This window comes from Bradyrhizobium sp. NDS-1 (genome assembly GCF_032918005.1).
In the GTDB taxonomy this organism is placed as follows: domain Bacteria; phylum Pseudomonadota; class Alphaproteobacteria; order Rhizobiales; family Xanthobacteraceae; genus Bradyrhizobium; species Bradyrhizobium tunisiense.
Genome location: NZ_CP136628.1, coordinates 2,829,314 through 2,850,145 on the forward strand (window position 1 = coordinate 2,829,314; position 20,832 = coordinate 2,850,145).

General features: G+C 63.2%; 18 protein-coding genes. 4 read left to right on the forward strand and 14 right to left on the reverse strand.

Translation table 11 applies throughout. The features are described from left to right. Positions 1-52: 52 nt before the first annotated feature. Positions 53-664 carry an acetyltransferase gene (locus RX330_RS13120; RefSeq protein ID WP_317243262.1) on the forward strand — a complete coding sequence of 204 codons (612 nt, stop codon included), beginning with the start codon at positions 53-55 and terminating at the stop codon, positions 662-664. On the opposite strand, the gene neuB is transcribed toward RX330_RS13120, so the two are convergent. The 7 genes from neuB to RX330_RS13155 all read right to left on the reverse strand — a co-directional run bounded on the left by neuB (position 661) and on the right by RX330_RS13155 (position 9,991). Continuing rightward, complete coding sequence (gene neuB, locus RX330_RS13125; protein ID WP_317243263.1) at positions 661-1,731, reverse strand: N-acetylneuraminate synthase; 1,071 nt, start codon at positions 1,729-1,731, stop codon at positions 661-663. The genes RX330_RS13120 and neuB overlap by 4 nt on opposite strands. Next, positions 1,728-2,906: a UDP-N-acetylglucosamine 2-epimerase gene (gene neuC / locus RX330_RS13130; RefSeq protein ID WP_317243264.1), complete on the reverse strand. Its 1,179-nt coding sequence runs from the start codon at positions 2,904-2,906 to the stop codon at positions 1,728-1,730. The genes neuB and neuC overlap by 4 nt, the downstream gene beginning before the upstream one ends. Beyond that, entirely contained in the window at positions 2,899-4,110 is a 1,212-nt protein-coding gene (locus RX330_RS13135; RefSeq protein WP_317243265.1) for a LegC family aminotransferase, read from the reverse strand. Before RX330_RS13135 ends, neuC begins: the two co-directional genes overlap by 8 nt. Continuing rightward, positions 4,103-5,122 carry an NAD-dependent 4,6-dehydratase LegB gene (locus RX330_RS13140; RefSeq protein ID WP_317243266.1) on the reverse strand — a complete coding sequence of 340 codons (1,020 nt, stop codon included), beginning with the start codon at positions 5,120-5,122 and terminating at the stop codon, positions 4,103-4,105. The genes RX330_RS13135 and RX330_RS13140 overlap by 8 nt, the downstream gene beginning before the upstream one ends. Before the next feature lie 138 nt (positions 5,123-5,260). After that, a complete protein-coding gene (locus RX330_RS13145; protein ID WP_317243267.1) occupies positions 5,261-6,463 on the reverse strand; it encodes an HAD-IIIA family hydrolase in 1,203 nt (400 codons plus the stop codon). A gap of 84 nt (positions 6,464-6,547) precedes the next feature. Continuing rightward, positions 6,548-9,055, reverse strand: coding sequence for a hypothetical protein (locus RX330_RS13150; RefSeq protein ID WP_317243268.1), 2,508 nt, complete (start codon positions 9,053-9,055; stop codon positions 6,548-6,550). 51 nt (positions 9,056-9,106) lie between these two features. Then, a complete protein-coding gene (locus tag RX330_RS13155; protein ID WP_317243269.1) occupies positions 9,107-9,991 on the reverse strand; it encodes a class I SAM-dependent methyltransferase in 885 nt (294 codons plus the stop codon). Between the two features lie 478 nt (positions 9,992-10,469). Between RX330_RS13155 and RX330_RS13160 the strand changes: the two genes are divergently transcribed. The 3 genes from RX330_RS13160 to RX330_RS13170 all read left to right on the forward strand — a co-directional run bounded on the left by RX330_RS13160 (position 10,470) and on the right by RX330_RS13170 (position 13,365). Continuing rightward, positions 10,470-11,210 (forward strand): hypothetical protein, encoded by a 741-nt coding sequence (locus tag RX330_RS13160; protein WP_249153587.1) that lies wholly within the window; start codon positions 10,470-10,472, stop codon positions 11,208-11,210. A gap of 58 nt (positions 11,211-11,268) precedes the next feature. Continuing rightward, complete coding sequence (locus RX330_RS13165) at positions 11,269-12,144, forward strand: hypothetical protein (RefSeq protein WP_317243270.1); 876 nt, start codon at positions 11,269-11,271, stop codon at positions 12,142-12,144. Positions 12,145-12,225: 81 nt separating this feature from the next. Further along, on the forward strand, positions 12,226-13,365 hold the full coding sequence (locus RX330_RS13170; protein WP_317243271.1) for a hypothetical protein: 1,140 nt from the start codon (positions 12,226-12,228) through the stop codon (positions 13,363-13,365). Positions 13,366-13,442: 77 nt separating this feature from the next. On the opposite strand, the gene RX330_RS13175 is transcribed toward RX330_RS13170, so the two are convergent. The 7 genes from RX330_RS13175 to RX330_RS13205 are packed head-to-tail and all read right to left on the reverse strand — an operon-like array spanning position 13,443 to position 20,662. Then, entirely contained in the window at positions 13,443-14,282 is an 840-nt protein-coding gene (locus tag RX330_RS13175) for an SDR family oxidoreductase (protein ID WP_317243272.1), read from the reverse strand. A gap of 13 nt (positions 14,283-14,295) precedes the next feature. Beyond that, positions 14,296-15,057: an SDR family NAD(P)-dependent oxidoreductase gene (locus RX330_RS13180; protein WP_317243273.1), complete on the reverse strand. Its 762-nt coding sequence runs from the start codon at positions 15,055-15,057 to the stop codon at positions 14,296-14,298. Next, positions 15,054-15,902 (reverse strand): sugar phosphate isomerase/epimerase family protein, encoded by an 849-nt coding sequence (locus RX330_RS13185; RefSeq protein ID WP_317243274.1) that lies wholly within the window; start codon positions 15,900-15,902, stop codon positions 15,054-15,056. Before RX330_RS13185 ends, RX330_RS13180 begins: the two co-directional genes overlap by 4 nt. Then, positions 15,899-16,663 carry an SDR family oxidoreductase gene (locus RX330_RS13190; RefSeq protein WP_317243275.1) on the reverse strand — a complete coding sequence of 255 codons (765 nt, stop codon included), beginning with the start codon at positions 16,661-16,663 and terminating at the stop codon, positions 15,899-15,901. Before RX330_RS13190 ends, RX330_RS13185 begins: the two co-directional genes overlap by 4 nt. After that, entirely contained in the window at positions 16,656-17,345 is a 690-nt protein-coding gene (locus tag RX330_RS13195) for an acylneuraminate cytidylyltransferase family protein (RefSeq protein WP_317243276.1), read from the reverse strand. Before RX330_RS13195 ends, RX330_RS13190 begins: the two co-directional genes overlap by 8 nt. After that, positions 17,345-19,264: an N-acetylneuraminate synthase family protein gene (locus tag RX330_RS13200; RefSeq protein WP_317243277.1), complete on the reverse strand. Its 1,920-nt coding sequence runs from the start codon at positions 19,262-19,264 to the stop codon at positions 17,345-17,347. Before RX330_RS13200 ends, RX330_RS13195 begins: the two co-directional genes overlap by 1 nt. 21 nt (positions 19,265-19,285) lie before the next feature. After that, entirely contained in the window at positions 19,286-20,662 is a 1,377-nt protein-coding gene (locus RX330_RS13205; protein ID WP_212091308.1) for a CBS domain-containing protein, read from the reverse strand. Positions 20,663-20,832 lie beyond the last annotated feature (170 nt).

The window sequence follows — 20,832 nt, forward strand, 5'->3', positions numbered from 1 at the left end:
GTTTGAAGACCCGCGATCCCCCGTTAAGATCGCCGGGCGCAGGGGAATCGCGATGGATGATCTCATCATCATAGGTGGCGGCGAGCATGCCTTCATGGTCTACGAAGCGGCGCTGTTGTCCGGCCAGTTCAAGGTCGTCGGCTTCCTCGATCGGCAGCCCGGAACGCTGGGCGACGTCAGTTATCTCGGAACCGACGAGGCCGCGCCAGAGTATCCGGATGCCGCCTTCGTGGTGGGAGTCGGATCGATGCAGGCGGGGCCCGCACGCCGGCAGATGATCGGCCGCATGCCGGTCAAGCGCTGGGCGTCCGTGATTCATCCGCGCGCGATCGTCTCGCCGTCAGCCACGATCGGCGCAGGCACCGTCATCATGCCGGGCGCGATCGTCAATGGACGAAGCCGCATCGGCGATCACTGCATCATCAATTCCGCTGTCGTCGTCGAGCACGACGTGCGAATCGGCGATTGCACGCACCTGTCGCCGGGAACCGTGGTCGGCGGGGGCACGACGATCGGCGAGAACTGCTTCATCGGCCTCGGCAGCCGGGTCAGGGACCACATCGCGATCGGCAACGACACGCTGGTCGCGATGGGATCGGTCGTCACGGCGCCATGCCCGCCAGGATCGGTCCTTCGCGGTGTGCCGGCCAAGCCGCAAGGCTAAAGCGGATCGTCCGGTTCGAGCGCGCGGGGCGCGGCCGTTCCGACCAGCGACCAGTAGTCGATCGGCGGCCGGCCCGCACCGGGTCGCTTGGCGGTGATGTCGGCGGGGCCGATGGTCTCGCCAGCCTTCAGCGCGCGCGCCGCAACGATGCTCTTGCGCGCCACAGGGACGTTCCTGATCTCGGAGCCCTTTGGCGTCTTCACGCCGTCACCGAGCGCACGCTCGACGTTGCGGATGGCGATGACCATGCGTTTGAAGTCGTCGGGCTCGAGCGAAGCCGCGTGATCGGGGCCTTGCGCCCCGCGGTCGAGCGTCAGGTGCTTTTCGATGATTGTCGCGCCGAGCGCGACGGAGGCCACCGAGATCTCGAAACCGTCGGTGTGATCGGAATAGCCGACCGGAAGCTGGAACGCGGACCGCATCGTGCCCATCGCCGCGAGGTTCACGTCGCCGACGGGGCAGGGATATTCGGTCGTGCAATGCAGCAGGCTCACTTGCTGTGCGAGCGTCGTGCGCGCTGCTGGATCGCGCCATGCGGCGCGGAAAGCGGCGATGCCTGGTGGGGCATCGGATTGGCTGTAGCCATGCGCGAGCACGCCCAGCGCCTCCTCGATCTCGCCGAGCGTTGCCATGCCTGTCGACAGGATCAATTTCGCGCCGGCCTTGGCGGCCGCATGCAGCAGCGGTGCATTGGTGAGATCGCCTGATCCGATCTTGATGCGCGGCAGCTTCAGCAACAGCAGGAAGGCGAGCGAAGCGTCGTCGAACGGCGTCGACAGGAATTCGATGCCGCGCCCCCTCGCACGTTCGATCAGCGTGTGATGCGCGGCCTGCGGCAACTCGAGCCGTTCCAGCATGGCAAGCTGGCTTTCGTCGGCATCCGTCGTGCGCTGCTGATAATCGGCCTTCCTTGCTGCGCTGCCAGCCAGTGCTTTCGCATTGAAGGTCTGAAATTTGACGATGTCGGCGCCGGCATCCGCGGCGGCCTCGACCAGCGCCAGCGCCTTCTCCAGGCTTCCGTCATGATTGACGCCGGCTTCTGCGATGATGAGCGTGTGCGTGGTCATGCCTGCGCCCCTCTTGGCGGAAGCTCGTAAAAGCCTTTGACCAGAAGCGGTCTGAAATCGGGGATGCCAGCGATAGTTTCAGCAAATCGGCGGCTGGATTCGCCGTCGCCGTAAGGGTTGACGGTGGCTTGACGGCCGCGCTGCAGCCCCGCGGCGATGGCGGCGGCAATGGCGCCGCGCTCGGGCGCTGCGTGAAATACAGACGTCGCGCGCTCGCGTCCCTTCTGGCGGTCGCCAATATCGACCGTGGGAACTCCGAAGGAGGGCGCTTCGAGCACGCCGCTCGAGGAATTGCCGATCACGACGTCCACCTGGTTCATCAGGCTGAGATAGCGAAGCTGCCCGAGCGAGGCGACCGCGATCGTGTTCGGCCGGCTGGCCGCGAAAGCCTCGATCCGGGCGTTCAAGGCGCGGCCCTCGGCATCGGCGTTGGCGAGCGTGAACACGAAACGAAAGGCGGGATCGAGCGTCGAGAGCGCTGCGAACAATTCGTCCAGCTCGGCCACCGAGCGTCCGGCCTCGACCGTGACGGGGTGGAATGTGATGAGCGCATTGCGTTCGCCGAGTGGCATCCCGATCGCGCCGCCTATGTCGTCGCGGTCCATCAGATCGACATGCTTGATGGCGTCAATGCCGACCGAGCCGATAGTGTGGATACGGGAGGGGTGCTCGCCGAGCTGTATCAATCGTCGCGTCGAGCCCTGATTGCTGGTGAAATGCAGGTGCGACATCTTGCTGATGGCATGGCGCGTGGATTCGTCGACCGCGCCCTCGGTAACGTCTCCACCGAACAGATGCGCCATCGGCAGCCGCATGAACATCGCGGCCTGCGCGGCTGCGAACATCTCGAAACGGTCGCCCAGCACGACGACGAGATCCGGCTGTAGCCGTGTGAAGGTATCGGCAAAGCCGATGACGCCGAGCCCGACCGATTTCGCGACGCCGGCGCCGGTGTCGCTGCTCAGCAACGTCTCGACGCGCGCGTCGACCTCGAACCCCTCGTCGCGGATTGCGTTGAACGTGTAGCCGAACTCCGGCGCGAAGTGCATGCCGGTGGCGACGAGCTGAAGTGTCAGGCCGGGTGTTCCCCGGATGGCGCGCATCGGCCAGATCAGCAGCCCGAAATCGGCACGGCTGCCGGTGACGAAACAGATCTTTCGCGCGCCACTATTCATCGCGGGTCCTAATACTGGCGCTGCTGGGCAGGTTGATCAGCCTGCGTTCGATGGATTCGGCGGTGGAAAGGTCGCCGCGGGGGCTTTGCGCGAACATCGGCAGCTTGTGCATCAAGGTCCAGGCCGGACGCGCGCCAAAGCCGGCATCGTTGAGCGCGGCAAGGACGTCGTCGCGGCGGTCGGCATTTGCTTCGTCGAGCAGGATCGCGTTCAGCCAGTAATTGCTCGTAGTGTCCTTTGGCTCGCGCGCGAAGTGGACGCCGGGAACATCCGCAAAGGCGCGCTGATAGGCTGAAGCCAACTTGCGCTTGCTCGCCAGGAAGCCGTCGAGCTGCTCGAGCTGGGCACAACCGAGTGCCGCGTTCAAGTTCGGCAGGCGGTAGTTGAAGCCGATTTCGTCGTGGATGAAGGCCCATTTGTGCGGCAGCTTCGCCGTCGTCGTCAGGTGCTTGGCGCGGCGGCCGAGCTCCTCGTCATTGGTCAGGATGGCGCCGCCGCCGCCGGTGGTGACGATCTTGTTGCCGTTGAAGCTGAGTGCCGCGAGGCGCGCCCGCGATCCGACCGCGTGGCCCTTGTAGGTCGACCCCAGCGATTCCGCGGCGTCTTCCACGAGTGCGATGTTCCATTCGTCCGCAAGGGCGGCGATCGCGTCCAGATCGACGGGGTGGCCGAAGGTGTGCATCGGCGCGATAGCCGCGATGCGGCGGCCGGTCTCCCGATTGATGGTGCCGGTCGCGGTCTTCTGCGCAATCGCATCGAGTCGCACCGCGAGCGCGCGCGCGTCCATGCCCAATGTGTCGAGCGAGCTGTCGACGAAATGCGGCGCTGCACCGCAATAGGCGATTGAATTTGTCGTCGCGATGAAGGTCAGCGCCGGCGAGATGACCTCGTCGCCGGGCTCGACGCCGGCGAGCTTGAAGCAGGCATGCAGCGCGGCCGTGCCATTGACGACGGCGACCGCGCGTCTGGCGCCGGTGACCTCCTCGAGCATGCGTTCGAACCGATCGACGAAGGGACCGACCGAGGAGACGAAGGTGCTCTTGATGCACTCTTCGAGATAAGCGATCTCGTTGCCGGCGAACACCGGCTCATGCAGGCCGAGGATGCCGTTCGGCGTTCCCACCGCGCGTCGCACGGCATCGACGATCGTCTTTTGATCGAAGCCTGACTTCGTCACGGGACCGCCCACCATCGCCTCAGACATTGTATACGTCAGCCTTGTAGCGGCCGAGGTTGATAGGATTGGTGAACCAGTTCACCGTCTCGACCATGCCGCGTCGCATGCCCTCGATGCCGCCGAATTCCGGGCTCCAGCCGAGCCGCTGGCGTGCCTTGGAATTGTCGGCCCAGAGCCGCTCGACCTCGCTATTGGCGGGACGCAGTCGCATTTCATCGGTCTCGATTTCGATCGTCGTCCCCATGACGTCGGCGATCATCTGCGCGGTAGCGCCGACCGAAATCTCGAAGCCGCTGCCGAGATTGATGGTCTGGCCCACGACTTGCTCCGCAGGCGCCGTGAGGCCCGCGATCAGCCCGCGCGCGGTGTCGGTGACGAACGAGAAATCTCGGGTCGGGCTGACGGCGCCGAGGCGGATCCTCCGGTTGCCTGTCGCGATCTGGCTGATGATCGTCGGGATCACTGCCCGCGCCGATTGCCGCGGACCAAATGTGTTGAACGGCCGGATCACCACGACGGGCATGTCGAACGAAGCCTGGAACGACAGCGCCATTTGGTCGGAGGCGATCTTTGAGGCCGAGTAGGGCGACTGCCCGACCAGTGGATGGCTCTCCTTGATCGGAACCGTCTGCGCCGTGCCGTAAACCTCGCTGGTCGAGGTCTGAACGAAGCGCCGCACGCCGGCCATGCGCGCGGCCTGGAGCACGTTCACGGTGCCGCGCACATTGGTCTCGACATAGGAATCGGGCGCCACGTAGGAAAATGGGATGGCGATCAGCGCCGCCAGGTGCAGCACATCGGTGCAGCCGCTCGCGGCCGCGATCATGAAATGCGGGTCGCGGATGTCGCCAGCCACTACCTCCACCGACGTCATCACGTCGGCCGGTACCGCGTCGAGCCAGCCCCAGGAGTTGAAGGAGTTGTAGTAGACGATCGCCTTGACGCGGGCGCCAGCTCTCACGAGCTCCTCGACGACATGCGAGCCGATGAAGCCGTCGCTGCCGGTGACGAGGACGCGGGCGCCCTTCAGATCTTCCATGCCGGACCCCAAACGCGATTAATCCAGTCTTCGCAATAGGATGGCGCTATAGCACACTGGCGGTTGCGTGCAACAGACGAGTCCTCCTCCCCACCGGATGACCATTTCCGCAGGCAATTTGAGCGCAGTCCGACCGGATTAGACCCCACGTGCCGGGCCGAGGTGCTGCTTGACGAAGGATTCCAGATTGCCCCCCGAGAACAGATGTCCCGCTACGCCGGCCGCCTGCGCCGCTTCCATGTCGCTTTCCTTGTCCCCGATCACCATGCTGCCCGTCATGTCGACAGGGAAGCGTTTGGCGAGATCGGTGATCATGCCGGGCGCCGGCTTGCGTCGGTCGCTCATTCGACAATAGCGCGCAACGGTCCCGTCGGGGTGGTCAGGGCAATATTCGAACGCATCGATATGCGCGCCGATCAGCGCCATCTCGTCCGCCATCCAGCGGTGCAGCGTGAGGACGTGGTGCTCTTCGTAGTAGCCGCGTGCGACGCCTGATTGATTGGTGATGACGAAGGCAAAATAGCCGGCGTCGTTGACGGCTTTCACGGCCTCGCGTGCCCCTTCGATCCATTCGAGCTTGTGCGTCTCGAAAGTGTATCCTGAATCGTGGTTGAGCACGCCGTCGCGATCGAAGAACACGGCCGGCCGCCGTAGCTGCTCCCGCAACTCGCGATCGGCACGCGCGAAATCGTCGGGAATTCCGATGTCGATGAAGTACCCGCGATAGGCCGTACCGCGCAGTGTGCCGGACGCGGAAAGGCCGGGGAAGACATCCTGCTCGAGCGATGCGGGAAGTTCTACGATGTCGGCAAGGATGGATTTGTCGACGACATAGATCCCGGCATTGACCGGTCCCGTGGCGCCCGCGCCGGGAGCGATGAAATCACGGACGACGTCGCCATCGAGCACCACGCGCCCGTAGCGGTCCCCGACGACGCCGTCGCGAAGCGCCATGTGGACGCGGCCGCCATGCGCGCGCGAGATCAGATCGAGCAAGTTGAAGTCAAACAGCGAATCGCCATTGAGCAGCAGGAACCGGTCGTGCAGCAGGTCGCGCGCATGCACCAGCGCGCCGCCGGTGCCGAGCGGCTCGATCTCGCGCGATACGAGGATCTTTGCCCGGCGCTTGCTCTTCTCGGCATAATGGCTCTCGACGATCTCAGCCTTGTGTCCGGCAAGCAGGAGAATCTCGTCGAACACGTCATAGCGCACGAGTTCGTCGATCAGCGTGTCGAGAAACGGCCGCCCGCCAATCTCGAGCATTGGCTTAGGAACCAGCTTGGTGCGCTCACCTAGCCGTGTGCCGAGCCCTCCGACGAGGATAACGGCCTGTCTCAGCATGATGTGCTCTTTTGATGGTGTGGACGGTGGTGCCCAACGCAATCTGCGACAATGCGAGGAACAATTTCAATCCCATTTCCACGATCAGCGTGAACAGGGAATGCGAACGACGATCGCCTGCCTGTTGGCAAACAGCACCGGAAACGGGCTTGCGCGAAGCGCATCGGCGATAGCGGGCTCCATCGGCTCAACGGGAGGAAAATAGCTGAGACGCTGGTCGGCCGAGAGATGTGTCCACGCGATCGTGCGGGGCGTGATGATCGCGACGAGGTTCCAGGCGTTCTCACCCGTCGCCAGGATGTTCGTGATCGTGGACTTGGCTTGCTCGGCGGGCATCTCCGGGCTTCCGGACGCGATGAGGTCGGAAGACGGCGGGGCCGCCTTCCGGACCGCTGCGGGCACGGTGCGGACAGATTTCATGATTCCGCCAAGCGCGTCGACCCTTCGCATCTGGAAGAAGGCCTCCGAATTGATCGCCCCCACCAGGGGAGCGATCAAGCTGCAGGTGCTTTCAAGCCGCTGATGTCCTTCGGTCGGCTGCAGGATCGTGCGCACCACCGATTTTGTCCGCTTCGCGACCGCTTCGTTCACGGTGTCCAGATTGGAGAACAGATAGGCGGCCGGCGCGCCCGTGATAGCCTGGACCATGCCCAATGTATACGGATCCGAGAGAAGGATGCCCTTTCGCAGGTTGCCGCGGGCCCAGCGTGCGACTTCAAGATCGTCGGCGTTGTAATGGGAAATGACCTCAGTGCGGTCCGGAAGCGCACCGTAACTGTAGCTTCTAACAATGCCTGACAGGCCGATCTTGTCGATCGCCATGCCCAACCCCACGACCCCGGCGAGACCGTAAATGTAAACCCGTCTCGACCGGGCCAGGGTCAATAGTGCGAGCGCCGCGAGCAGTACGATGCCTGCGATTTCCGTCGGTCGCAGGAATGACTGGTAGCCGGCAAAAGGCAGGTCGGTCCGCCACGCAAACGCGTAGATCAAGACCACAAGGGCGGTCGCAAGCACCGTGACCGCCGCCGCAACCAGTGCCCGTCGGGATCGGGGAGGGCTGGAATCGATCAGTAACTGACAGAAAGTCTCGGTGGCGGCGATCGTCAGCAACGACAATATGATTGTGCTGATGCGATACAGGAAAGGGAAGCCCGAGAGAGCGGCCAGTATCAGGCCGCAGCCGGCAATCCAGGACCACACGAGTGTCAGGAAGCTTTCGGTTTGAGGTTCGATCGCGCCCGAGGGACTACGGAGGACCGGTCGGGTCATCCACCACCATGCGACGCCCAGCGTGATGCAAATAGTGAAAAGCGGGCCCATCGCCCTGCCAAGCTCGATCATCGCGACCTGCGGCCCGGAGCCCAGGAACAGCTCTTCGCCGCCCTCGATCCGTCTGCCCAGAATTAGGCCAGTGATCGGGGAGAACGTGTCATTGGCGCTCATCGGCGGAATGTAGCCGAAGCGCATTCCTGCAACGCAGACGACAATTCCGGCAATAATCAGGGGCAGCGCGAAGCAAAGAAATCGCAGGACCGAGATGGTGGCGGATGGCCATACGGAAATCACCCGCACGATGGCAAGATAGAGAAGCCAGCAGACCAGGACTGTTGGAACGAACAGAAAGGAACCGCGATGTGCAAGCAGCAGCGTTGCTGGCCAGATGCAACCAAGAAAGAGAAGCCCTGCATATCTTCGCGTGTTACCCAGGATCCTCACCACGAGTAGCCCGGCCATGAGTAACGCAAGTACAAGCGTGTTGTTGTTGAATGCGAACGCGAGCAGAAGCGTTGCACCGGCGATAGCCGTCAGCAGCAAAATAGATCGTGTCGACAGATCGTTTGCGTGCCGCTCGGCATTGTTCATCAGCACGCCGAGAAACACGACACTGCTGGCGACAGCCAGGCTACCGTTTGTCATCAGGACAATAGCGTTGCCGGTCGCGGCAAAGAAGAAGGAGATCCACTTTCGCGGGGACGTGGAATAGATGCCTTGCACGAAGGCGTAGGACGCCAACAGGAAGAACAGGATTGAGAAGAAGCGATATGTCCAGTTGAATCTCAGAAGATCCAGGCCGAGCGTTCCAGCGAGGGAGCCTGCGAGTGCCGAGCGAAGATCGACATAGGATTGGGCCGCGTAGGGATTGATGACGCCACCGTCGGCGTACTCCTGCGCGGTCTTCATCCAGTGAACATCCGCGCCGATGTCCCCGTAAGGAAAGCTCGAAAATGCGCCGAAGGACCACCACCACGTCAGGAGCGCGATCGGCACCGCCAGGATGCACCAAGTGGCCGCGGCGCGTGTCTCTCCGGGGCCGAGGCGCCAGTTGGGCCATGACCATACGAGGCCGAAGCCGGAGACGGCAAGCATTGCAGCGAGGTGAAGCCGCATATCGCTTACGAATAGCGAGAGTAGTCCGAGCAGGATGCCCGTTGTCGATGCGCCAACCGTAAATCCGAGAACGACGAGCTGAGCCCTCGTGAATCGGCACACCTCGACGAATTTCGTTGAGGCAATGGCCAGAATCGAAAACCCGGTGCCGAGCTGTATCAGGAAGAACAGGAACGTCAGGACAAATGTGGTCGTCCACATCGGGAGATCTCTACAATGGGCTTCTGCCAAGCAACCGGGAGATGGCGATCTTCAGTTTCCTTTCGATAGCTCGGCCGGGCGGCCAACGATCAGCGAGCCGAGCGTAAAAAGGTCCTCTTCGGAGAAGTCTCTGAAATATGGTGCCAGTCGTTCCAGGATATGCTGTTCCGGCGGCCGGCGGTCGGGCTGGTCGCTCAGCAGTTGAAACCCTGCCTCCCTGAACAGCTGCAGATATTCGCTGTGGCGCAAACGATTGACGTATTGGAAGCGCGACTGAAAAGGCGCCCAATCCTCCTCGGAATAGGTCAGGAAGTTGAACGAACTGATGGACGGATCGAAGCCCTTGAAATGATCGCCATAGTCGATCTGCATGAGGATCAGTCCGTCAGGACGCATGATGCGTCGCAGCTCCTTCAAGATTGCCGCGATGTCGCGCTTGGGAATGTGCTCGAGCGTTTCGACGGAGACCGCGCAGTCGATCGAGGCGGCGGGCAGGCCGGTCGTCCGGGCATCGGACGGTGCGCGATAGTCGATCCTCCACGAAGGCTCGAGATCCTCCAGGGAATTTATCTCGGGGTGGTCAGTGCCGCTCAGTCGAGAAACGATGGCGGCGTTGGAGCGGATCAGTTCCAGCTTGGCCAAGCGCTCGATGTCGACGGTGATGAAGCGCCGTGCGCCGTGGGCGCTGAAAGCCAGCGGAACGATCAGATCGCGTCCCGCGCCGAACTCGAAGCAGGTCGAATCCCGCAGCGGCCGCAAGCTGTACGTCTCGTGGACTGCCAGTAGCCGCTGGGCAAGGGTGTAGATGGATCTGACCTGCTTCTCGGGTCGTGGCAGTCGTCGTGTGACGTAGCGCTGCAGGGCATAGTGCAAGTCTTCGCCCCAGGGGATATTCGACAGCACCGAGAACGCTCGCGCCTTTGTCTGCCAGCGCACGTCAGCGGTTCCTCGGCGGAATGGACGCCGTGATTGGAGTGATGCGCACGAGCAGTCGCTGAAGCACGGTTTTGATCCAGGATAGGCCGATGTTCCGGCCTGTTTTCAAGCGGGTACCAGGTCCCGTAGCCGGATTCGGTCATACGGGAGCCGCAGGGGCATTGCAAGGATTCCAGGGCAGGGAAGTCGTGGGCGCCTGTACAGCATCATCTTGTCCGGCTGCCGCGCGTTTTCCGGCTGCCACGCGGCTGAAGAAAACCGGCTGCTCGTGAGCATGACGACGGTGCTCGTGCCGTGGCTTTCGAGCTGCGCGATGCGACGCCGTTCCCGGTTGATTCTCCTGTCGGCTCAGCGTAAACAAGCCTGAAATCGCGTCGACGTTTTAGCATGCGGGCAAGAACATCGCGTATGATTTGTCCAGAGCCGCCGGCCGGTTCGGTCCATGCCGATCCCTTGCTCTCCCGCCGAGTCCTGTCGCATGCCCGGTGAATTGCTGATTGGCGAGGCCGTCGCAAGGGGCTATCCGCCCGCCGTGCTATACCTGCGCAACGACGAGATCGTCACGACGGAAATCTGCGCCTTCAACTACTTCTCGGTTTTCATGAAGGATCATCCGGAGGTGGATGCTCATGTCTGGCTCTTCGACGGGGCGGGCAAGCCGGCCGGATATTTCCACAGGGAACTCGGCGTCAACGGACAATTGCAATTGCAGACGTCGGAGCTGTGTTCACGCGTTTCGGGAACGGTCGCGATGACGCTGGTCCCGAAGCACGAGACCAAGCTTCGTCCCGGACGGAAGGTGACGACCGGCTATTACGCACAATATTTCTCGCAGCACGGCGCGATAACGCTGTCGCACGAGCGCGAACCGGTCGCCGCAGCGCCGTTCCCGACCTCCGCCTGGATGCAATCCTATCTTACGCGGTTCTTGAAGGAGTCCGGCGTGGTGCTCGTGAACTCCTGCATCGCATCCGAGGGCGTCTCGGTCGGGACGGCCAGGCTCGTGGCCCTGGACGGCACCGAATTGGGTCAGCGTGCGCTGCCTGAGATCGCACCGATGGGCGCCGTTCGCATCGGCACGCTGGACCTTTTCCCCGAGGCTGAAGGGCTGATCGGCGCGGCCGAAGGTTTCGCCCTGGAGTTCAAGGGAACCAACATCGCCAGTCCGTTCAGTTATTATGAATTTGCCAACGGCAAGTTCAGCCTGCATCATTTTTAGGGGCGCATTCGTGACACGTTTCTCGTCCAGTCCCTGGAAGCCCTACGAGCCCCGATTCATGTTTCCGACTTTCGCGGGTGTCGAGTCGCGCATGGGTTTCTCGATCCCTGCCTGGTACCGTCCGGTCGACGTCAGGTATCTTCGTAGCCTCGTCGCCGGCAGCCTGCGCAAGAATCTTCGTGAAACGGTCAAGGATCTCGTGCCCGAGCTCGCCAGTCTGGTCGCCTCGGGCTTCAGCAAGAAGCTCCGGTTCAGGCTACACATCCTGTCGCGCGATGGCGAGTACCGGGCGACCTACGCGTTTCCGGAAAGCTACGCGCCTGGCGCCTCCGTCGAGATCGAGCTGTCGCGCCTTTTCGCCTCGCTCGAGCTGCCGCAGGACGATTATCTGGTCATTGCCGTGATGTCGCGCGGTCGCATGGACGGCTTCCGATCCTCGCCTGCCAGCTATTCGATGACCTATGTCGATCGGGACAACGTCGCGATCTACCGCACCGGCGCGTTTGCCCGCCCCTTGAACGAGGGCAGGCTCAAGGCGCATGTCGGGTTCACCGGAATTAATCCGAAGATCATTGCGACCAGTGACATTGTCAGCAGCGTGATGCTGATCAATCACTCCTCTGATCCCGAATATGCTCATTCGGCGCGGCCGACCTCGAAGCTGATCCGCGAGGATGGCGAGCAGATCGAGGGCGATTTCGGCGAAATTCCGCCGCTCGGTGCGCGCGAGATGTCGGTCGTCGACATGTTCGGCAGTCGCGTGTTCGATTTTCTCAAGCCGTTCGGCGGTCGCGGGACCACGGTTACCACTTGCGTCGGAATGACACTCGCCAGCCTGCACTTGCAGCGCACGAACGATAATCGGCGGACGTTGCTGGGCATCGAGCACTCGCGTCCGGCGCACATGAATCTCGCCGGTATTCTGCAGCATTAGCTGGACGGGCCAATTTTCGGGGCGAGGGTGATGCTGTCATCAAGTGGCGCACTTGGACGATTTTGGACTTCTGAGGCGGTCGTGAAGACACCATCTCTCGGCCTGGTACTCGGGTTCTGGATTGTCTCGAACATTCTGGTCATTGCCTGGTATTGGGTAAATATATCCGACAGGTATCTCCCGGGTCTGCTGCGGTATGCCGGAATAGCCTTCTACGTGGCCGTCGCACTCGTTCCGCTGCTGCTCCTGTTCAAGGTGAGAAGAAGCTTCTTCAATCCGGTCACGCTGGGACTGCTCGTCAGTTGCTGCCTTGCGCTGTCCATCACTGCACACGAAGCCAACTTGCTTCGCGAGCAACTGCAGTTCAGTCTCGATCGCGAGCGCGAGTTTGCCCATACTGACGCTGTCGAGGGCGTCATGCGGCCGTTGTTCGCCAAGATTACCGAGGCCTACGTCCAGATACTCGGCGACGATCGCACCCACGGGGGCTCGACCTTCTACACCCACATCGTCGCCAACTATCTGTTCGATTCCCTGTCGTTCCTCGCCGTATTTGCGTTGGCGACGCTGCTTCTCTCGCCGACTGCGACATGGCTCTGCCTACTCACCTTTGCGTTCTACACGCAGATCGCGATCTATCCGGGGCGCATGGGTCCCGTGTTCATCGCGGGCGGGTTGTTGTGGCAGCTCTTTCTGCTGACGTCGCGGCGATATCCCGCCGCGATCATTTCAGGACTGATCATCAGCTTCGGGCGGACCGACGTCGTGTTCGCTTCAGCGTTCTCGCTTCTGAGCCTTGCAGCTTTCGAGCGGCGATGGCCGACCCTGAAGGAATGGGCTGTGTTCGGGCTGCTGATCGGTATCTCACTGGCCGTGCCGAAGGCGCTGATCTGGATGCATCCCGGAACGGACTACAAATCGTTCCTGGTCACGAATGGCGACTTCAGCAAGCTGGTTGGAAATCTGCAGACCATGAAACTCGTGGTCGCGATCGCAAGTCCCGTACTCGCGATCGCGATCGTGAGGACGCTTGCGCTGACCCGAACGATCGCCGTGGTCGGTTCGGCGTGTCTCGTTCATGTCGGGCTCGTCTTTTTCATCGCGGATTTCTCCGAGACGCGGCTCATCATCCCTGGACTGGCGGGGCTCGTGTTCGTGGCGAGTGAAGGACTTGGGAAATTGCTGGAAGGCAAGAATGACGGGAAAGCCGACAGCGGCTGAGGCTGGGGCTGCTTGAGGATCAGCGCGAGGAGGTGGCGCGCGCGGCCTCGCCGTCCGCATGCGAGCTCTGCGTGCTGCTACCAGACGCTCCGCCCACCATCCATGACCAGATTCTGTCCCGTCATGTAGCTCGATGCGTCCGAGCAGAGGAACTGCACAGCCGCGCGGTATTCGTCGACATCGGCCATGCGGCCCATGGGGATCAGGCGCGTCAGTCGTTCGACGAAGGCCGGATCCTGGTTGTTGAAGACGCCACCCGGCGAGATCGCGTTGACGCGCACGCCATGATCGGCCCAATAGGTCGCCAGATATTTCGTCAGGCCGATCAGGCCGTGCTTGATCACCGAATAAGTCACCGGCTTCACCGGCTGTTCTTCTTCGCGCGTCACCTGCGGCTGACGGTACAGCCGCTGGTCCGGTGCAATCACGCCGAGATCGGAGGCGATGTTGAGGATCGCGCCGCGACGGCGTTTGGCCATCTCGCCGCCGAACACCTGCGCACACAGCATCGCACCGGTCAGGCCAACGGCGATTTCGGTCTGCCATTGCGGCACCGGGAACGCCTCGAAGCGCGAGGAGTGCATGATTCCCGGGCTCGACGTCACCTTCGGGTCGATCGCGGCGTTGTTGACGAGGATGTCGACGTTGATGCCACGGCCGGCAAGCTGATCGTTTGCGGCGCGCACCGATTCGAGCGAGGTGACGTCGATCTCGAGCGCGATCAGATCGGCTGAAGGCGCAGACTGCTTCAGCGCCGCGACTGCAGCTTCGGCCTGCGCCAGTTTGACGTCGGTGACGACCACGCGCGCGCCGGCTTCGCTGAGCGCTGCGACGTGCTGCCTGCCCAACAGGCCGCCGGCGCCGGTCACGAGCGCGGTCCGTCCGGTCAGGTCGTAGCGGGAGGAGGGGTTTGCCATCGAAGGCTCCTGTTCAGCTTCTGAGCTGGCCGCCATCGGCTACCATCACGCTGCCGGTGATGAAGGCGGCGCGGGGCGAAGCAAGGAAGGCGACGATATCGGCGATCTCCTCGGGCGTGCCGAGCCGGCGCAGCGCCACCTCGCGCTGGAGCATGTCATCGACCGCCTGCTTGTTTTCGGCGATCTTGCGCGCCCAGGTGCCGTCCGCAGCCAGGATATTTCCGGGGGCGACCGCATTGATGCGGATGCCATCGAGCGCGAGCGGCCGCGCCAGGCCGCGCACGGTCGCATTGAGCGCGGCTTTGGCGGCATAGTAGGTGACGGGTGCACCAAGCGCCGCCATCCCTGCGATCGAGGAGATGCAGACGATGGCCCGGTCACCGCTGCCTTGGGCCATCAGCGGCCGCGCCGCTTCGATCATGTTGGTCGCAGCGAACAGATTCAGGTCGATGATCCGCGACCATTCCGCCGCAGTTTCCATGCCCGGCGGGACGGAGGCGCCGCTGCCGACATTGCAGACCAGGATATCGAGCCGACCCCATTGCTTGTCGACGCTTTCGACCAGTGCTTTCGCCGCGGCCGGATCGGTGACGTCTGCGATGTGGGCAGACGCGTTGATGCCGATCGTTGCGCGCGCAGCGTTCACCGCGTCGGCGCCACGCGCCGCGAGCGCGACATTGGCACCTTCCGCCGCGAGCGTCCTCGCGATCGCAAGTCCGATGCCGCGGCTGGCGCCGGTGACGAGCGCAACGCGATCGTTCAGCTCGAGCCTCATCGCGCTGCGTCCTCGATCCAGCCGACCGTCATGTCGCGATATCGTGCCAGCGCGCCGGCATGGTCGCCGTCGGTTGCCCGGGCCGTCTGCAGGATGTATTGGCCCTTGTAGCCGGAGCGCTCGATCAGCCGGATCGTCTTGGCAAGGTCCGCATTGCCGGTGCCGAGCGGCACGGTGGTGCCGCCGCGGATGCGGTCCTTCACGTGTACATTGAGAATGCGGCGTGCATAGGCGGCGATCTCCTCGTCGCTGTCGTAGCCGAGCGAGGCGCTGTTGCCACTGTCGTAATTGATGCCGAAGGTCTCGGCCGGAAATGCCTCCATGAACCGGGCAAGCTCGTCCGGCGGCAGATCGGATTCGAAGACGATTTTGACGTTTCGTCTCGTCAGCAGCTCGGAGCGGGCAAGCAGCACGCGCTTCAGCGTATCGCTCTCGCTCTTGCGCTCGATCTTGCCGTTGTCGACCAGCGGGATCACGACGAACTCGATGCCAACGCGGCTACAGGCGGCGATCAGGAGATCGAGGTCGGCGACGAGCGCGTCGCGCACGACGGCATCGACCTTCCAGAACGGCGCCTGCATGAAGCAGTCGCCGGTCAGGCTCGGGATGCGCACGCCGTTCTCGCGCGACAAGGCCAGAATCTCCTGCTGCCCCGGCTCGGTCGCCAGCGGGTTCTCGCGCAACCGTTCCTGATCGATGGTCCATTCCATCCGCGTCAGGCCGAGCGCCTTCGCGCGAGCGAATTCCTCCCGCCACTCGTCCCAGGGGAATGCCTGGATCTTGCCGTCGACCAGAGCCGAGAGCCGTCCCTGCATGAAGCCGATGCGTTGCAGCGTTGCGGTCACGATTTGGTATCCGAGCTGATGGCGAGACCTTTGGCGATCCAGCCGCCGTCGACGAAGATCTCCTGGCCGGTCACATAGGCGGAGGCGTCCGATGCCAGGAAGATCGCCGCTCCCACCATGTCGGCGGGCTGTCCCCACCGGCCGAGCATGGTGTGGCGTCGCCTGTCTTCGTGCATGACCGGATCGGCAAAACTCTTCGCGGTCATCTCTGTCGCGACGTAGCCCGGCGCAAGCGCGTTGACGCGGATGCCGTCGGGCGCGTAGTCGGCGGCGAGCGCGCGCGTCAGCCCCGCAAGACCCGCCTTCGCCGCCACGTAGCCGGGGTTGCCGGGAAAGCCCCGGATCGAATTGATGCTGGTGACGTTAACGATCGCAGCCGAGCCCGCCTTCTTCAAGAGCGGATACGCGGCGAGGATGGTGGCGTAGACGCCGGTGAGATCGGTCGCGACCGTGTCGCGAAAGCGCGCAAGCTCGCTTTCATCGCCTTGTGCGGGGAGGCTGATGCCGGCGGCGTTGACCAGCGTGTCGATATGCCTGCCTTGCGCCGCGATCATGCCGAATGCGTTTTCGATCGCCTTGTCGTCGGAGAGGTCGCAGGCAATCGGGGTCACGTCCTGCGGCGCGGTCCCGGAGCGGCTGAGGCCGAACACCATGGCGCCCGCGTCTTGCAGGCCGGTCGCAATGGCCGCGCCAATCCCCCGCGAGGCGCCGGTGACTACCGCGATCTTGCCTTTGAGCGAGAAGGCGCTGAGGTCAGGCATAGCCGTAACTTCGCATGATGGCGGCGCAAAGCTTGACGTCCTCGGGGCGGTCGATCTGGAACATCTTGTGACGCTCCATCATATGGAAGCCGATCTTGCCGCCGAGACGATTGTTCTGCTCGCGCAGGAGGGATGGGATCAGGACGTAGAACGAGCCGTTCTCCAAATAGCGCTTCTCGATTTGCTGCCGCATGCGGCGATTGCGAAAATCGTAGTTGATCGGCTCCGGTCCGTTTTGGCCGATCCGCCAGTTGAAATAATCCTCGACCTCGCAGACCGAGAGCAGGCTGTCGAGATGGTCGCGATCGAAGGCCGCAAGCGCGCTCTCGATGTCGCCGGGTTCGCGGATCGGCGAGGTGGCCTGGAGTGCGACGATCCGCTCGAACCGTCCCATCCGCTCGTCGATCGCATCGAGCGCATGTAGCCAAGCGGATTCGGAGGAGGCGAGGTCGCCCGAAATGTCGTCCGGACGCCGCACGCCGACGGCGCCGGCGGCCTCGGCCGCGGCGAGAATCTGATCGCTGTCCGAAGACACGGCCACCACATCGACGCCGCGGGCGGCGCGCGCCTGCTCGACCGTCCACGCGATCAGCGGTTTGCCACAGAGATCGAGCAGGTTCTTGTGCGGGATGCCCTTGGAGCCGCCGCGCGCGGCGATCACGGCCAGCGTCTTGCGCGCCATCAGATGTGCCCCTCGAGACGCTCGAGCGCGGTCCAGAAGCCTTCGCCCATGTTCTTGTGGCCCTGCCAAATCTCGGGAATGAACGACGCCGTCGGCGCATGCCGGCGGAGCACCTGTCCGATCTCGTTGAAATCGATCTCGCCTTCGCCGATCTGAAGTCCTTCGCCGTCGAGTCCCTTGGCGTCGCCGAAATGCAGATGCGCGGTGTGCGGGCCGAGCTGGGCGAGCCCTTGCGCGAGATCGAAGCCGAAATGATTGGCAGCTAGCTTCGTGTGGGAGATATCGACGCACATCCGCAAATCGTGCTTGGCGCAGAACGCGGCCGATTCCTCCGGGAAGATGAAGATGTTCTGGTGGCGCTGACCGCCGAAATGCCAGGGGAACGGCGCCATGGTCTGCGGCGTCAGCTCGACGCCGTCCATGTCGAGCTCGGTCAAGCTCTGCGCGAAGATGCGGTAGCGCTCGGCTTTCTCCTCCGGCGGCAGCGGCTCGTCCATGGTGAAGCCGCCGATATTGGCGACGATGGGCGGGCGCTTGGTCTTGGGAAAGTACTTCTTCAGGCCGCGGGTAATGTCGATCACGGCCTGTGTCTGCTCCAGCGAATAGCGCCGCAGGGCCTCGTCCGGCGTTGCGAGGTCCATCAGCTTGGAGCCGGCAAACAGCTCCGGCGCATGCACGACGAAGCCGAGATCGTAGGTGCCGGACAGATACGCTGCGGGATCGCGCTCCATGTCGCTGTAGCTGAGATGGAACTCGATGATGTCGGGCTCGCAGATCTCCAGGAAGCGCTCGGTGTCGTGATAGCGGACCGGCACACCCCAGGGGCGGTCGAAGCGGTATCGCCGTGCTTTCGCGGTGCCTTCATCGAGATCGCTCTGGAAGAAATAGTCGTCGGCCCCCATGCTCCGCGCCAGCTTGCGGCCGAGCAGCGCCGGCATCTTCAGCGGCGAGAGCCCCTGTCCCGGGCTCTTCACCGCGATGTCGGCTTCGGAGATCACGGTGCCGGCCGAAAGATCGCGCGCGGCCACCAGGCTCTTGGCGAGGTTCTCGCGGTTGATCAACTCGCCCTGGCTCAGCGCGCGCTCGGCCAGTTTCTCGCCGCGCGCCGCCTCCACCTCGCGGATGCCGGAGACCAGCGATCTGAATTCCTCCGGCTCCAGGCTCGCGGCATGGTCCGGGCCTTCCATCTCCCGGTCGAGGGTGATGTGGCGTTCGATGACGACGGCGCCGAGCGCGACGGCGGCCGTTGAAACGGCAATGCCGCGCTCGTGGCCCGAATAGCCGACGACCGGATGGATCTCGCGCAACGTTTCCATGAAGCGGAGATGGATGTTGTGGAGCGCGGCCGGATAGGTGCTTTGGCAATGCAGGAGCACGTAGCTAGCGTTGCGGTCGTCGAGGAACTTCGCCGCGGCCTTGATCTCGTCCGTCGTGCTCATGCCGGTCGAGACGATCAGCGTCTTGCCGGTGGCGGCGAGGCGCGCGAGCAGCGGCAGGTTGGTAAGGTCGGCGGAGGCTACCTTGTAGGCTTGCACGCCGAAGCCTTCGAGCACGGCGACGCTGCTCGCGTCCCAGGGCGTGCAGAGATACTGGATGCCCTTCGCCGCGCAGTACTCGGCGATTTTCTTTTGCTGCGCGGTCGGAAGCTCGAAACGGCGCAACAGGTCGAGCGTATACTCGACTGCGAGGTCGTCGTCCTTGCCCGAGAGGCTCGACGCACGGTAGACCTCGTCCAGCTTCCGCATCTGGAACTTGGCGCAATCGGCCCCGGCCGTGACCGCGGCATCGACCAGGGCAATGGCGCGATCGAAGTCGCCATTGTGGTTGTTGCCGATCTCGGCAATGACGTAGCAGGGTTCGCCGTTGCCCAGAAGATGGTTGCCGATGCGGACCTGAGAGGGCTGTTTGGGCGATGTCATCAACATTCTCGTCTCATATCGTCAGGCCAATCGCGCGGGAAAGCGCGACTTCCACGTTCGCAGCCCGTTCTCTTCGAACATGATGCGCGAGCAGCCATGCCCCTGTTGTTCCAGCGCAGCGATGAGCTGGTAGCGTTCGAACGGCCGTACGAAGAACATGAAATAGCCGCCCCCGCCGGCGCCCAGCAGCTTGCCGCCGACCGCGCCATGCTGCTTGGCGAAATCGTAGATCGCATCGATCGCGTCCGAAGAGATCTTCGAGCTCAGCTTCCGCTTGGCGTGCCAGGCCTCGTCGATCAGTCGGCCGCATTCAAGGAGCTGGCCGCGCAGGAGATGCCGCCGGATGTCGCGCGTCACTTCCTTCTGCTTGGCAGCGGCGGCGACCGCGTCGCGGGTCTCGTGCTGAGCCTTCTGGTCGCGGTGGATGGCGCCGGAATCGCGGCCGGAGCCCGTGTAGCAGAGCACCAGGCTCTCCTCGAGCTCGGCGATGATATTGGGGTCGAGACGCAGCGGCACGATGGTATTCTGGTCGGAGAAGAACTCCATGTGATTGAAGCCGCCGAACACGGTGGCGTATTGATCCTGCCAGCCGCCGGGGATGTTGAGCATCAGCCGCTCGGCCTGGAACGCCATCTCCGCGATCTCGTGGCGGTCCCACTGGTCGCCGCGGAATTCGTTGAAGCAGCCGATGATGGCAGAGGTGACCACCGCAGAGCCGCCGAGGCCGGAGCCGACCGGGAAGTCGGCGGAGACCTCGAGCTCGAATCCATAGGTCGGCTTGATCAGGCGCACGACGGACTTGATCAGCGCAAGGTCTCCGTCCGTTCCGAGTTCTGCGAGATTGTTGGCCTCGATCGTACGACGAAAATCGTGTGAATAGATCCGGATGCTTGAATCGTTCCGGCGCCGCAACGTGGCGTGAGCGTACATCTTGATCGTGGCATTGATGACCGCGCCGCCATCGTTCTCCACGAAATAGTGTGTCAGGTCGGTGCCGCCGCCGGAGAAGCTGATCCGCACCGGCGAGCGCGCGCGCGCGAACACCTCGCTCTCTTCGGACAGATTGAACAGCTCGCGGCTGAACACGTCGACGAGTCGTCCCTCGCCATCCAGGATCGGCACCACGTGCACGCGTTGGTCGAGCAATTTGAGGATCTGTTCGCGCGGACCGCCGGTACGTGCCCAGACGAAGTTGCGATTGATGCAGGTCGCAACCCGGTCCTGGATCGTTGTGCCGGCCAGCATGCGCCTGCGGATGTCGCCGTCCGTCACCGCGCCGACAATTCGTCCGCTCGCGTCCTGCGCGAACAGGATGCCGAGCATATTTGCATTGAGGCGCCGGAAAGCTTCCTCAATTGTCTCGGTCTCGGAGATGGTGACGAGGGTTCGTTCAAGCACGTTTTGGGGTCCAGGAAGGGCCAATTCCAGGCCATATCGCAGCCGAGTTCGTAATACGGGAGCGGCAGGGACGATGCAAGGTTCCTGGCCCCGGGGCATCGCGCCCAAATGGCGGCCATCGAGCGCTCCGGCCACGGGGTGGCCGATTTACTTTGGCGGAGGTTTCTATA

What these genes read in the sequence shown, in the direction of transcription:
- RX330_RS13180 (WP_317243273.1), bottom strand. Translation starts at nt 15,057, where the DNA reads ATGAGGCTCGAGCTGAACGATCGCGTTGCGCTCGTCACCGGCGCCAGC.
- RX330_RS13135 (WP_317243265.1), bottom strand. Translation starts at nt 4,110, where the DNA reads ATGTCTGAGGCGATGGTGGGCGGTCCCGTGACGAAGTCAGGCTTCGAT.
- RX330_RS13175 (WP_317243272.1), bottom strand. Translation starts at nt 14,282, where the DNA reads ATGGCAAACCCCTCCTCCCGCTACGACCTGACCGGACGGACCGCGCTC.
- RX330_RS13160 (WP_249153587.1), top strand. Translation starts at nt 10,470, where the DNA reads ATGCCCGGTGAATTGCTGATTGGCGAGGCCGTCGCAAGGGGCTATCCG.
- RX330_RS13200 (WP_317243277.1), bottom strand. Translation starts at nt 19,264, where the DNA reads ATGACATCGCCCAAACAGCCCTCTCAGGTCCGCATCGGCAACCATCTT.
- RX330_RS13145 (WP_317243267.1), bottom strand. Translation starts at nt 6,463, where the DNA reads ATGCTGAGACAGGCCGTTATCCTCGTCGGAGGGCTCGGCACACGGCTA.
- RX330_RS13150 (WP_317243268.1), bottom strand. Translation starts at nt 9,055, where the DNA reads ATGTGGACGACCACATTTGTCCTGACGTTCCTGTTCTTCCTGATACAG.
- RX330_RS13190 (WP_317243275.1), bottom strand. Translation starts at nt 16,663, where the DNA reads ATGCCTGACCTCAGCGCCTTCTCGCTCAAAGGCAAGATCGCGGTAGTC.
- neuB (WP_317243263.1), bottom strand. Translation starts at nt 1,731, where the DNA reads ATGACCACGCACACGCTCATCATCGCAGAAGCCGGCGTCAATCATGAC.
- RX330_RS13120 (WP_317243262.1), top strand. Translation starts at nt 53, where the DNA reads ATGGATGATCTCATCATCATAGGTGGCGGCGAGCATGCCTTCATGGTC.
- RX330_RS13140 (WP_317243266.1), bottom strand. Translation starts at nt 5,122, where the DNA reads ATGGAAGATCTGAAGGGCGCCCGCGTCCTCGTCACCGGCAGCGACGGC.
- RX330_RS13195 (WP_317243276.1), bottom strand. Translation starts at nt 17,345, where the DNA reads ATGGCGCGCAAGACGCTGGCCGTGATCGCCGCGCGCGGCGGCTCCAAG.
- neuC (WP_317243264.1), bottom strand. Translation starts at nt 2,906, where the DNA reads ATGAATAGTGGCGCGCGAAAGATCTGTTTCGTCACCGGCAGCCGTGCC.
- RX330_RS13165 (WP_317243270.1), top strand. Translation starts at nt 11,269, where the DNA reads ATGTTTCCGACTTTCGCGGGTGTCGAGTCGCGCATGGGTTTCTCGATC.